At 66.6% G+C, this 11930-nt stretch carries 11 protein-coding genes; 6 read left to right on the forward strand and 5 right to left on the reverse strand.

Features of this window, described 5'->3' with window-relative positions:
* Positions 1–59 precede the first annotated feature (59 nt).
* Genes ACE3N9_RS08045 through pgmG form a run of 3 tightly spaced genes read left to right on the forward strand, consistent with a single transcriptional unit; the run spans position 60 to position 2590 of the window.
* Positions 60–884, forward strand: coding sequence for a division plane positioning ATPase MipZ (locus ACE3N9_RS08045; protein ID WP_374282634.1), 825 nt, complete (start codon positions 60–62; stop codon positions 882–884).
* Positions 885–893: 9 nt separating this feature from the next.
* Entirely contained in the window at positions 894–1190 is a 297-nt protein-coding gene (locus ACE3N9_RS08050) for a DnaJ domain-containing protein (protein WP_374282636.1), read from the forward strand.
* Complete coding sequence (gene pgmG / locus ACE3N9_RS08055; RefSeq protein ID WP_374282638.1) at positions 1187–2590, forward strand: phosphoglucomutase/phosphomannomutase PgmG; 1404 nt, start codon at positions 1187–1189, stop codon at positions 2588–2590. Before ACE3N9_RS08050 ends, pgmG begins: the two co-directional genes overlap by 4 nt.
* A gap of 93 nt (positions 2591–2683) precedes the next feature.
* Here the strand turns inward: pgmG and ACE3N9_RS08060 are convergent, their stop codons facing one another.
* Entirely contained in the window at positions 2684–3946 is a 1263-nt protein-coding gene (locus ACE3N9_RS08060; protein ID WP_374282640.1) for an MgtC/SapB family protein, read from the reverse strand.
* A 96-nt stretch (positions 3947–4042) separates the two neighbouring features.
* On the opposite strand from ACE3N9_RS08060, the gene ACE3N9_RS08065 reads away from it, so the two are divergent.
* On the forward strand, positions 4043–6505 hold the full coding sequence (locus tag ACE3N9_RS08065; protein WP_374282642.1) for a ligase-associated DNA damage response DEXH box helicase: 2463 nt from the start codon (positions 4043–4045) through the stop codon (positions 6503–6505).
* 95 nt (positions 6506–6600) lie between these two features.
* Here ACE3N9_RS08065 and ACE3N9_RS08070 read toward each other — a convergent pair whose 3' ends face one another.
* The 4 genes from ACE3N9_RS08070 to ACE3N9_RS08085 form a co-directional block, all read right to left on the reverse strand.
* Positions 6601–7059 (reverse strand): ExbD/TolR family protein, encoded by a 459-nt coding sequence (locus ACE3N9_RS08070; RefSeq protein WP_374282643.1) that lies wholly within the window; start codon positions 7057–7059, stop codon positions 6601–6603.
* A 33-nt stretch (positions 7060–7092) separates the two neighbouring features.
* Complete coding sequence (locus tag ACE3N9_RS08075) at positions 7093–7626, reverse strand: ExbD/TolR family protein (RefSeq protein WP_374282645.1); 534 nt, start codon at positions 7624–7626, stop codon at positions 7093–7095.
* Between the two features lie 116 nt (positions 7627–7742).
* The gene (locus tag ACE3N9_RS08080) at positions 7743–8507 is read right to left on the reverse strand and encodes a MotA/TolQ/ExbB proton channel family protein (RefSeq protein WP_374282647.1); all 765 of its coding nucleotides are present in this window, start codon (positions 8505–8507) and stop codon (positions 7743–7745) included.
* 68 nt (positions 8508–8575) lie between these two features.
* A complete protein-coding gene (locus tag ACE3N9_RS08085) occupies positions 8576–9229 on the reverse strand; it encodes an energy transducer TonB (protein ID WP_374282649.1) in 654 nt (217 codons plus the stop codon).
* Positions 9230–9571: 342 nt separating this feature from the next.
* Between ACE3N9_RS08085 and ACE3N9_RS08090 the strand changes: the two genes are divergently transcribed.
* Both ACE3N9_RS08090 and ACE3N9_RS08095 read left to right on the forward strand, forming a co-directional pair.
* Positions 9572–10420 (forward strand): hypothetical protein, encoded by an 849-nt coding sequence (locus ACE3N9_RS08090; protein ID WP_374282651.1) that lies wholly within the window; start codon positions 9572–9574, stop codon positions 10418–10420.
* Between the two features lie 75 nt (positions 10421–10495).
* A complete protein-coding gene (locus ACE3N9_RS08095; protein WP_374282653.1) occupies positions 10496–11818 on the forward strand; it encodes a homoserine dehydrogenase in 1323 nt (440 codons plus the stop codon).
* The last annotated feature ends 112 nt before the right edge of the window (positions 11819–11930 follow it).

Consider the following 11930-nt stretch of genomic DNA (forward strand, 5'->3'; position numbering starts at 1 on the left):
GCCCTAGCCTTGCCGTGGGCGGCACAGCAACCACTCAAAGAAAGCCCGGAACCAAGCCCGTGTCGAACCAAGCCGCGCCGCACCGAATCGTCTTTGCCAATGAAAAGGGCGGAACCGGAAAGTCGACCACGGCGGTCCACGTGGCGATCGCCTTGGCCTACCAGGGGGCCAAGGTCGCCGCGATCGACCTCGATCCGCGCCAGCGCACCCTGCATCGCTATCTGGAAAACCGCACCGAGACCGAGCGCCGCCGCAGCATTGATTTGCCGAACGCACGATTTGCCGTGTTCCAGGGCGACACAATCGCGGAACTTGACGCGCTGATCGCCGAAATGAGTGAGGGTGCCGATTTCCTGCTGTTCGACACCCCGGGCCGCGACGATGCCTTTGCCCGCCACGTTGCTACCGAAGCCGACACGCTGGTCACCCCGCTGAATGACAGCTTCGTCGATTTCGACCTGATCGGACAGGTAGATGCCGAGACATTCAAGGTACGCCGCCTGTCGTTCTATGCCGAACTGATCTGGGAAGCGCGCAAGAAGCGGGCCATGGCCACCATCGAACAGAAGCGCCGCGAAATGGACTGGGTGGTGGTGCGCAACCGCACCCAGCACACCGAAGCGCGCAACATGCGCCGCCTTGACGGGGCGCTGACCGAGTTGTCCAAGCGGGTTGGCTTTCGCATCGCGCAAGGGCTGTCCGAACGCGTAATCTATCGCGAGCTGTTTCCGTCGGGTCTGACCCTGCTCGACAAGGGGCACCTGGGAGAACTGGGTACCAGCCACCTGGTCGCCCGTCAGGAACTGCGCGCGCTGTTGCAAGGGCTCAACCTGCCGATGCCAGCGCGCGGTGCGCCCGAGCTGGCTCTGGCCGCCCAGGGCTGAGAGGCGCCAATGGGCCGGCTGATCCTGTTCGCGGTGCTGGCCGCGCTGGCGTGTAAAGGTCTGACCGGCAAGTGGCCGTGGGAATTGTGGTCCGATTCAGAACGTTCGCAGCAAGAAGCGCAGGCGCGCGCCTTGCTAGGCGTGGAACGCTCGGCTAGTCGTGAAGCCATCTCCGAGGCGCATCGGCGGCTGATAACCCGGGTCCATCCGGACCGGGGCGGTACGGCCGAGCAGGTTCACGCGGCGAATGCCGCCCGCGACCTGCTGCTGGCGCGGCTCGACCGGCAGAACAGGATTGAACGATGAGCCACCAGTTCCACCCCACCGTGCTGCGCGAATACGACATCCGGGGGATCATTGGCGAAACGCTGGGCACGGCGGACGCCTATGCCATCGGGCGCGGGTTTGCGACGCTGCTGAGCGAGGCTGGCGGCAGCAAGGTTGCTGTGGGCTATGACGGGCGGGTCAGCTCGCCCGAACTGGAAGAAGCGCTGATCGCCGGGCTCAACGCCAGCGGCGTCGACGCGGTGCGGGTTGGCATGGGGCCGACCCCGATGCTCTACTACGCCGAAGCGTCAATGCCAGATGTGCAGGGCGGCATTCAGATAACTGGCAGCCACAATCCCGCCAATTACAATGGCTTCAAGATGGTATTTCTTGGGCGTCCGTTCTTCGGCGAGGATATCCAGCAGCTCGGCCGACTGGCGGCCGCTGGTGCCTGGGCTGACGGTGAGGGCGGCCATGAGCGCCGCGAGATCCTCGGCGCCTATGTCGACCGGCTGGTCGAGGGGCTGCGCGGGATCAGCCAGGATCGGCTGGCCGCTCTTCGGATCGGCTGGGATGCGGGTAACGGGGCCGCCGGCCCCGCTCTCGAACTGCTGACGCAAAAGCTTCCTGGCGAACATCATCTGCTCTTCACCCAAGTGGATGGGACGTTCCCGAACCATCATCCGGATCCCACTGAGGAAAAGAACCTAGAGGACCTGCGCGCGCTGGTCGCGGCGAAGAACCTCGATTTTGGTGTGGCTTTCGACGGCGACGGCGACCGGATCGGCGCGATCGACGGCGCAGGGCGCGTGATCTGGGGCGACCAGTTGCTCATGATCTACGCCGAAGACCTCCTGAAAAAGGTGCCGGAAGCCACGATTATCGCGGATGTGAAGGCCAGTCGGGCTCTATTCGATCATGTCTCAAGGCATGGTGGACAGCCGCTTATGTGGAAAACCGGACACAGCCTGATTAAGTCCAAAATGAAAGAGACTGGTTCGCCGCTGGCCGGCGAGATGAGCGGGCATGTGTTCTTCGCCCACGACTACTACGGCTATGACGACGCACTTTACGCTGCGGTCCGGTTGATCGCGGCCTCGGTCCGGCTGGGCAAGTCGGTGACCGAACTTCGGGGTGAAATGCCCAATCTGATCAACACGCCGGAAATGCGCTTCCAGGTCGATGAAAGCCGCAAGTTCGCCGTGGTTGACGAGGTCAAAGCGCGGCTGGCCGAGGCCGGGGCCGACGTTAACGGCACCGACGGTGTCCGCGTCAACACGCCCGATGGCTGGTGGCTGCTGCGCGCCTCGAACACCCAGGACGTGCTGGTTGCCCGCGCCGAAAGCGAGGATGAGGCCGGGCTGGAACGACTGATGGCGCAGATCGACGCCCAGCTGGCCGCATCGGGCCTGCAACGCGGCCCGCAAGCAGGACACTGATCGGGCTCGGCGGGTTGATGCATTCGACCCGCTGAACGCAGCGGCGATGTTGCAAAGCGCGGCCTGCGCTAATGGGCTGCCGCGCCAGGCGGATCACACCAGGGCGGGTAGCGTGGCCAGTGCGGCCAGCATGCTCGCCAGCAGCACCATGGCCCCCGGCCAGGCCTGCCGCCAGCCCGCCAGACTTATCGCCATGCCCGCCTTGACTGCAGTGTTCAACAGCACCGGCGGCATCAGTACCATGGCGGCCGTGGCGGCGGGCAGGGCGCCGGGGGGCAGGTTACCCATGGTGATGATCGCCGAATCGACGTCCATCATCCCCGACAGCGCCAGCACCGTCGCCAGGCCCGCATCGCCCCAGCGGTCCTGCACCCAGTGGGCCAGGACGGTCAGCACCATGACCAGCAGCATCAGCAGCAGCGCCGGGCCGATCGCAAAGGGATTGCGCAGCGCCAACTGCCCGTCGCGCGCCGGATCACCTGCGTCCCGGCGCAGCATCAGCCACCCGGCGCCGGCCAGGCTGACCACCAGGCCCGGCACAGCCCACAGCGCCAGGCTGGGCAGGACCTGGCTGGCCAGAGCCCCGGTCAGCGCCATGACCCGCCCGTACATCACCGCCGAGGCCAGCGCGATCCCGGCGTTAAGCACAGCCGGATCGCCTTCGCCATTGCGCAGCTTGCCGCCGAGCGAGGCGGTGACGGCGGTTGACGAAACCACCGAACCCGCCGCTGATGTGGCCAGCACCCCGCGCGACGCCCCCAGCTTGCGAGCAGCGATGTAGCCCAGGAACGAAAAGCCGCAGACCAGCACCACCACCATCCAGAGCTGGCGTGGTTGCCAGGCCTGGTAGGGACCGAACCGCGTATCGGGCAGCAGCGGCAGCACCACCAGCGCGATCAGCGCGAAGCGGGCGATGGCCATCATTTCGCTCTCGTCGATGGCGCGGACCCAGCCGTGCAATTGGCGCCGCATCGCCAGCACCATGACCATTACCCCGCTCGCCGCGCTGGCCAGGCCATAGTTGCCGCCGCCTGCCAGGAACCCGCAGGCCATGGTCAGCAGGCCGACCAGGCTGGCCGTGCCGGAAATCGATGGATCGCGCTGGGTTGCCCGCCAATAGCCCAGCACGACCAGCGCCGCGCTGGCAGCCAGCAGCACCGTGGCCAGCCCTTCGGCCCTGCCGTGCAGCGCCCCGGCGATGCCGCCGGCCAATCCGAGCAGCCCGAAGGTACGCACTCCGGCGAAGCGGCTGCCCGGCCCGCCATCGCGCGTGGCCCAGCCGCGCTGCACGCCGACCAGCAGCCCCAGCGCCAGGGCCAGGCCAATTGCGGTCAGGTCTGAGGTCGACAGGTTCATCGTTCGCCGGTGATGGCAGGCCCGCCGCCAATAGGGAAGGGGGTGCGCGGATAGCCTTTGCGCCGGACACGCGATCCGTGCGAGGCAGGGCGCGCGATGGAACATCTCCCGCCCGAGCTGGAAGGTTGGTTTGGCGAGCGTGGCTGGCGGGTGCGCAGCCACCAGCGGGGCATGCTGGCGGCGGCGCGTGCCGGGCGCCACGCCCTGCTGGTGGCCGATACCGGCGCGGGCAAGACCCTGGCCGGGTTCCTGCCCACCCTGGCCGCGTTCTGCCCGTCTGTGCTGGCCGGGGCGAGCCCGCACGATGGTCTGCACACGCTCTACATCTCCCCGCTCAAGGCGCTGGCGCACGATGTGCAGCGCGGGCTGCTCGCCCCGATTGCCGAGCTGGACCTGCCGATCCGGGTCGAGACCCGCAGCGGCGATACGCCGTCGGACCGCAAGGCCCGCCAGCGTGCCCGCCCGCCGCACGTGTTGCTGACGACGCCTGAATCGCTTTCGTTGCTGCTCAGCTATCCCGAAAGCGCGGAGCTGTTCGCCGGGTTGCAACGCATCGTGATCGACGAGGTCCACGCCTTTGCCACCGGCAAGCGTGGCGATCTGCTGGCTCTGGCGCTCACCCGGTTGCAGGCGCTGGCCCCCGACATGCAGCGCGCCGCGCTGTCGGCCACGGTGGCCGAGCCGGACAGCTTTCGCACCTGGCTGGCCCCCGGCGGACAGGCCGGTTCGGTCGATCTTGTGCTTGGTGAACCTGGCGCGCCGTCGCAGCTGTCGATCCTGTTGCCCGATCAGGCGCGGGTGCCGTGGGGCGGCCATGCGGCGGCCTGGGCCGTGCCGCAGCTGTACGCGGCGATCCGCGCCAACCGGACCACGCTGGTGTTCTGCAACACCCGGTTCCTGGCCGAATTCATCTTCGAACGGCTGTGGGACGCGAACGAAGACAAGTTGCCGATCGGGATCCACCACGGCTCGCTCAGCAAGGAAGCGCGGCGCAAGGTCGAAGGTGCCATGGCGCGCGGGGAACTGCGCGCGCTGGTCGCCACGGCCAGCCTCGACCTTGGGGTGGACTGGGGCGATATCGATCTGGTGGTCCAGATGGGCGCGCCCAAGGGCTCGTCGCGGCTGTTGCAACGGATCGGGCGGGCCAACCACCGGCTCGATCAACCCAGCCGCGCTCTGCTGGTGCCGGGCAACCGCTTCGAATTCCTCGAGGCGATTGCTGCTGAACAGGCCGTGGCAGAGGGCCAGCGCGATGGTGAGGCATTTCGCCCGGGCGGTCTCGACGTCCTGGCCCAGCATGTCATGGCGCGGGCCTGCGGCGGGCCGTTCGACGGGGCGGCGCTGCACGCCGAGATCGCGTCAAGCGCGGCCTATGGCTGGGTCGATGCGGCCACCTGGGAACGGGTGCTGAACTTCGTCGCCACCGGTGGCTATGCGCTCAGGGCCTATGACCGGTTCCAGCGGATCGTGCGCGGTCGGGACGGGCTGTGGCGGCTGACCCATCCTGAACACGCCGCGCGGCACCGGCTCAACGCCGGGATCATCATCGACGCGGAAATGGTCGACGTGCGGTTCCGCAACGGCCGTTCGCTCGGCCGGGTTGAGGAAGGCTTTGCCGCCAGTCTGGCCTCTGGCGATACGTTCCGCTTTGCCGGGCTCGACCTTGAAGTGGAATCGATGCGCGAGACCGAATTGCTGGTCCGCGCGGCGAAGAAGGGCGGGCAGATCCCGAGCTATCTGGGCCAGCGCATGCCGTTGACCACGCATCTGGCGGAACGGGTCCAGGGCCTTTTGGCGGACCGGGCTGGTTGGGCGCGGTTTCCGGATGACGTGCGGGAATGGCTGGAGGTGCAGGACTGGCGCAGCGAATTGCCCGCGCCGGGCACGCTCCTGGCGGAAAGCTTCCCGCATGAGGGGCGGCACTACACCGTGTTCTACACGTTTGAGGGTTGGCCGGCGCACCAGTCGCTCGGCATGCTGGTGACGCGGCGGATGGAGGAGCGCGGGCTCGCTCCGCTGGGCTTCGTCGCCAATGACTATGCTTTGGCGGTATGGGGGCTGCGGCCAATTCCCGATCCGGCGGCGCTACTTTCCCCTGATATCCTGGCGCACGAGTTCGTCGAATGGGTCCAGGACAGTTACCTCCTGCGCCGGGCCTTTCGCGAAGTGGCGGTGATTGCCGGGCTGGTTGAGCGCCAGCATCCTGGCAAGCGCAAGACCGGGCGGCAGGTCACCTTCTCGACCGACCTGATCTACGACGTGCTGCGCAAGTACGAGCCCGACCACGTATTGATCGAGGCGGCCTGGGCCGACGCGCGGTCGCGCATGACCGATATGGGCCGGTTGGCCAACGTGCTGGATCGCGCCGCCGGGCAGTTGCGGCACGTGGTGCTGGACCGGGTCAGTCCCCTGGCGGTGCCGGTGCTGGCGATGATCGGGCGCGAAAGTGTGGCCCAGGGTTCGACCGATGATGAGTTGTTGCTCGAAGCCGAGGGGCTGGCGGCCCGGGCGATGGATCCGGGTGAGGGACCGGCACGGTTCGATCCCGACGAGGATTGATCCGGTGCCAAGCCGGCCTGCCGGGTACCGCATAAACAACAAGGGGGCGGATCGCTCCGCCCCCTTGCAGGTTTCGTTTCGGATTGGCCGAAGGCTTACATCGAAGCCTTGCCTGCGTTGGCAGGCTTGCCGAATTCCGAATACTGTTCGTTGCCGACGAAGCCGAAGGCCGTCACGCCCGAACCCTTGATGATGTTCAGCACCTTGGCCGACATGTCATAGGGCGCCTGGGCGTCGGGCTGGTACTGCAGCTCCGGCTCCGGCTTGATCGACAGGGTCGCCTTCAGCGCCGAAACGAGCTGGCCGTTGTTCACGGTCACGCCGTTCCACTGCACTTCGCCGCTGGGCAGGATGGTGACCTTGTTCTTGTCACGCTTCACTTCCATGTCCGGCGGGGTCGCCGCCGGCGAAGGCAGGTCGATATTCACCGCGTGGGTGGCCACCGGAATGGTGATGATGAACATGATGAGGAGAACGAGCATGACGTCGATCAACGGCGTCGTGTTCATTTCCATCATCGGCTCGCCATCGTCCTTGCCGCCTGAGATTGCCATTATGGTTTACTCCTGGATTTTCGGCTTGGCTGATCAGCCGGCGGGATCGACCGGAGTCGAAATGAAGCCAACGGTCGGATAGCCCGAAATCTGCACGTTGAAGATCGCACCAGCCACGCAGCGCCACGGTGCGTTCACGTCACCACGGATATGGACCTGCGGGACCAGTTCCGGGTTAGCCTTGAGCGCTTCGGGACCGCCGGCGCGCTTCACGATGTTGTCCAGCCGCTTGTAGGCCAGATCGCGCAGCTCGACCGAGTCGACCGGTGTGATGTTGTTGAAGTAGATCCGGCATTCGCCGCCCAGATTCGCACCTTCGAAGCCCGGATCACCCGCGCTGCGACCAGCAGCGTCGGTGGTGCTGACAGTCAGCAGCAGGTTCTCGACCTTGTCCTTGGACTCGACCGAAACCATGATCGGGATGTGCAGCTTCTGGATGGTCTGGATCGCGACCGGAACGGCGATGAGGAAGATGATCAGAAGCACCAGCATCACGTCCACGAGGGGCGTGGTGTTGATGTCCGACATCGGCTTCTCTTCGCCGCCGCCGCCCATCGAAATCGCCATGGGTTACATCCTATTCTTGCGTTTAACCGGGACCGGGGACCGGGCCAGCCAGGCCCCGGTCCGGTTGGAAGCCGGCGCGACGGCGGGACGGACCCGTCGCGCGCCAGCCTTGTGACTTACTGCTTGGCAGCCGGAGCAGCGGCGGGCTTGGCCGCAGCGGCCGGAGCAGCAGTGGTAGCCGGACGAACCGCACCCTTCGAGTTGATGTAGGCGAGCACGTCGGTCGAGAAACCGGCGAGCAGACCAGCGATCGCCTTGTTGCGGCCCTGGAGGTAGTTGTAGGCAAGCACGGCCGGAACCGCGACGAGCAGACCAAGCGCGGTCATGATCAGCGCTTCACCGACCGGACCCGCGACCTTGTCGATCGAGGCGGAACCGGCGATGCCGATGGCGATCAGCGCGCGGTAGATGCCGACCACGGTACCGAACAGACCGATGAACGGAGCGGTCGCGCCGACGGTGGCGAGGAACGGCAGACCGCCAGCGAGGCGGGCGTTGATCTGACCTTCCGAGCGGGCCAGCGAGCCGTGCAGCCAGTCATGGGCTTCAAGGGCGTCAGCCATCTTGCTGTGAGCGTCCTCAGCCGCGATGCCGTCATCGACGATCTGGCGCCAGGCGCTGTTCTTTTCGAGCTTGGCGGCGCCTTCCTTGAGGGTGTTGGCCTTCCAGAACGAACCCTTCAGGGCCTGGTACTGGCGCAGGATCTTCGACTGGTCGATCCACTTGGTGATCAGGATGAAGAACGAGCCGAACGACATGACGCCGAGGATGACGACGGTGGCATAGGCGATGAAACCGCCCTGCTTCAGAGCTTCGGCGAAGCCGAACTTGTTCTGCGGCGCAGCGCCAGCGGCGGCGGCCAGAATTTCAACGATGGTCATGCGATAGTCCTCTCAAGAAGAATAAGGTGGAATTTGGGTCCGGCGCGGGGCCGGAAGCAAGAAAGAGATCAATCCTTCGGGATCACCCAGCGGATCCGGTTCGAATAGCTACCCGAGGTCGGGTTGCCTTCGCCGTCCATGGCCGGGGTGAACCGGGCGCGACGCGTCACGTTCGCGCAGGTTGCGTCGTCCAGGTCCGAGCTGCCGCTCGAGCTGGTGACGTCGCAACTGGTAACGCGGCCGTCCGGACCGACCGTGACGCGGAACCCCGTGGTGCCTTCACGCTCTTCGCGCAGGGCACGGCTGGGATAGTCGTTGGTCGTCGCCCAGTTCGCGGGATTGCCCTTCGGCGTAGCCGACTTGGGCTGGAACCGCGGCGGCGGCGGCGCCGGAACCGGAGCCGGCGGCGCGATAATCGGCGGCGGCGGCAGCGGCGGCGGGGTCACCACGGTCTGAACCGGAGGCGGAGCCACGCTCACGTTGATCTTCGGCGGCGGGGCCACGATCGGCGGCGGCGCAGCTACCTTCTTCGGCGGCGGCGGCGGCTCTTTCTTGGGCTCGTCCTTCTTGATGTCGATGGTCGTAACCTTCTTCATGATCTGCTTCACGCCCTCGTAAGCGAGGCCGGTCACCAGCGCATAACCGAGCACCAAGTGGAGCAGAGCAACGATAATAAACGCGGTAATGCGATTACCGCTCATCTGCTGGTCAGCGTAGGCCATTCGATTGCATCACTCCATTACAGTCCCCCCGGGCCTGAACCCGGACCGGGCGAACGACTCCCTGCAATGCGGAAAGCCGGCCGCCCAAAATACTTAACTTCCACCCTGCGGTTCAATCCGGGAAACCGTGCTGGCGCCCGACGCCCCCACGGCCAGATCGCGGACCTTTTTTGTTTTTTGGCCCGGTTTTCCTAGTGCTTTAACGGCCTTGGCCCCAGCGCGCAACGCTTTATCCATTAACTACTGATTCAACTCCGTTAAGATCAAAGGGGTTGAAAACGCCGCTGAATCCTGCGCTTCGATGTCGGATTGAGCCGGTCAGCAACCATTCTGGAACGCGTCATGATCCATCGCCACGCTTGTCTTGCCTTCGCGCTCGCTGCCAGCTGCGCACTGCTTGGAGCCCCGGCCAGCGCCGCCGATTCGCCGCCTCGCGCGCCGCTTCCGGCTGCGGCTTACGCCGATCTGGCCGACCTGGCCGATGGCGCGCCGCTGGTGCTGCGTGCTCAAGTGCGCAAGCTCGCGCCGCTCAAGCCCGGCCAGGCCCAGGGCCTGCGCCCCGGCTGGGGGCGTTTCTATGTCGAGGCGCGGACCGAGGCGCTTTACGCCGGCCGCCAGGTAGTGGGTGAGGCGCTGCGCTACCTCGTCGACCTGCCGCTTGACGCCAAGGGCAAGCCGCCCGCGCTCAAGAAGCAGAGCGTGTTGCTGTTCGCACGCGCCGTGGCGGGGCGTCCGGGCGAATTGCAACTGGTGGCGCCCGATGCTCAGCTGGCCTGGAATCCCGCCAGCGAGGCGCGGCTCAAGGACATCCTGCAGGCGCTCTACGCGCCGGGCGCGCCGCAGCGCGTGACCGGCGTGCGAGAGGCGATCAACGTGCCCGGCACCCTGGCTGGCGAGAGCGAGACCCAGTTGTTCCTGTCGACTGCCAATGGTGAGCCAGCGGCGATCGCCGTGGCGCGCAGCCCTGGCCAGCCGGTGCGGATCAGCGTGTCCTTTTCCGAAGTGCTGGGCGATGCCGGCGGCGTGCCCCGGCCTGATACCCTGGCCTGGTATCGGCTGGCCTGCTTCCTGCCGCCGGTCCTGCCGGTGGGAGTGAACATTTCGGAGGGCGATGCCGCCCGCGCGGCTGCCGGGGCGGACTACCGCGCGGTGCTGGATCAGCTTGGCGCTTGTCCGCGCAATCGGAAATAGCGCCGGGCCAAGCATAACTGGCTTCCCAAGCGCCGCGCCGCTTGGCATGGGCGCGCCAGTAACAGGGAAAGACAGATGGCTGAACCGCTTCGAATCGCACTTGCTGGCCTGGGCACCGTTGGCGCCGGGGTGATCCGCCTGGTCGAGGCGAACCAGGCGCTGATCGCGCGCCGTGCCGGCCGGCCGATCGAGATCGTCGCGATCAGCGCCCGCGACCGCAGCCGCAAGCGCGGGGTGGACCTGTCGCCCTACGCCTGGGAAGACGACATGGTGATCCTGGGCGAGAAGCCCAATGTCGATGTTGTGGTGGAACTGGTCGGCGGGGCCGATGGCCCGGCGCTGGCCTGCGCGCGCACCACGATCGAGGCGGGCAAGGCGCTGGTTACCGCCAACAAGGCGATGATCGCGCACCACGGGCTGGAACTGGCCGCCAAGGCTGAGGCGGCGAGGGTTGCGCTGAAGTTCGAAGCCGCGGTGGCCGGCGGAATTCCGGTGATCAAGGGCCTGCGCGAAGGGGCTGCGGCCAACGCGATCGAGCGGGTTTACGGGATTCTCAACGGGACCTGCAACTACATCCTCTCGACCATGGAAGACAGTGGGCGCGACTTTGCCGACGTGCTCGCCGAAGCGCAGGCCAAGGGCTATGCCGAAGCCGATCCGGCCTTCGACATCGAGGGCACCGATGCGGCGCACAAGCTGGCGATTCTCGCCTCGATCGCGTTCGGATCGAATGTCGATTTCGGCTCGGTCGATACCGCCGGGATCACCCGGCTGCGCGCCGCCGACATCGCCCAGGCCGATGCGCTGGGCTATGTCATCCGCCTGATCGGTATGGCTGACACCGAGGTGCACAACGGCAGCAACACCCTGTTCCAAAGGGTCAAGCCGCACCTGGTGCCGTTCGATCACCCGCTGGCCCACGTCGACGGCGCGACCAACGCGGTGGTCGCCGAAGGCAACTTTTCGGGCCGGCTGCTGTTCCAGGGTGCGGGGGCAGGCGAAGGCCCGACCGCCAGCGCCGTGGTGGCCGACCTGATCGACATTGCGCGCTCAACCATGGGCGGGGGCGAAGTGGGCGCGCCCTTCTCGGTCCCGGTGGCCGAGCTGGAGGCGATGGCCCCGGCCGATACCGGGCACCGGCTCAGCCGCAGCTACATCCGCTTCATGGTGGCCGACCGTCCCGGCGTGCTGGCGGAAATCACCGCCGCGCTGCGCGATGCCGGCGTGTCGATCGAGAGCCTGATCCAGAAGGGCCGCGCCGGGGTGGACGGGGCGGTGATGGTGGCGATGGTCACCCACGAAGGCCCCGAAAGCGCGGTCAGCAAGGCGCTGGAACTGCTCGATGGCTCGGACAGCCTGACCGAGCCGCCTCTGGTGATGAACCTGCTGGGGGATTGAGATTTCTTGTCGGATGCGCTGATCGCCTCCGCGATCAGCTTGGCCTGGCCGGCCCACTCCCCCGGCCCAACCACCCATAGGGTACCCTTAAGCGGGTGGTTGGGCCGGGGGA

It is taken from the genome of Novosphingobium sp., from assembly GCF_041905565.1.
Classification (GTDB): Bacteria; Pseudomonadota; Alphaproteobacteria; order Sphingomonadales; family Sphingomonadaceae; genus Novosphingobium.

What these genes read in the sequence shown, in the direction of transcription:
- ACE3N9_RS08070 (WP_374282643.1), bottom strand. Translation starts at nt 7,059, where the DNA reads ATGGCAATCTCAGGCGGCAAGGACGATGGCGAGCCGATGATGGAAATG.
- ACE3N9_RS08065 (WP_374282642.1), top strand. Translation starts at nt 4,043, where the DNA reads ATGGAACATCTCCCGCCCGAGCTGGAAGGTTGGTTTGGCGAGCGTGGC.
- pgmG (WP_374282638.1), top strand. Translation starts at nt 1,187, where the DNA reads ATGAGCCACCAGTTCCACCCCACCGTGCTGCGCGAATACGACATCCGG.
- ACE3N9_RS08085 (WP_374282649.1), bottom strand. Translation starts at nt 9,229, where the DNA reads ATGGCCTACGCTGACCAGCAGATGAGCGGTAATCGCATTACCGCGTTT.
- ACE3N9_RS08090 (WP_374282651.1), top strand. Translation starts at nt 9,572, where the DNA reads ATGATCCATCGCCACGCTTGTCTTGCCTTCGCGCTCGCTGCCAGCTGC.
- ACE3N9_RS08050 (WP_374282636.1), top strand. Translation starts at nt 894, where the DNA reads ATGGGCCGGCTGATCCTGTTCGCGGTGCTGGCCGCGCTGGCGTGTAAA.
- ACE3N9_RS08095 (WP_374282653.1), top strand. Translation starts at nt 10,496, where the DNA reads ATGGCTGAACCGCTTCGAATCGCACTTGCTGGCCTGGGCACCGTTGGC.
- ACE3N9_RS08080 (WP_374282647.1), bottom strand. Translation starts at nt 8,507, where the DNA reads ATGACCATCGTTGAAATTCTGGCCGCCGCCGCTGGCGCTGCGCCGCAG.
- ACE3N9_RS08060 (WP_374282640.1), bottom strand. Translation starts at nt 3,946, where the DNA reads ATGAACCTGTCGACCTCAGACCTGACCGCAATTGGCCTGGCCCTGGCG.
- ACE3N9_RS08075 (WP_374282645.1), bottom strand. Translation starts at nt 7,626, where the DNA reads ATGGCGATTTCGATGGGCGGCGGCGGCGAAGAGAAGCCGATGTCGGAC.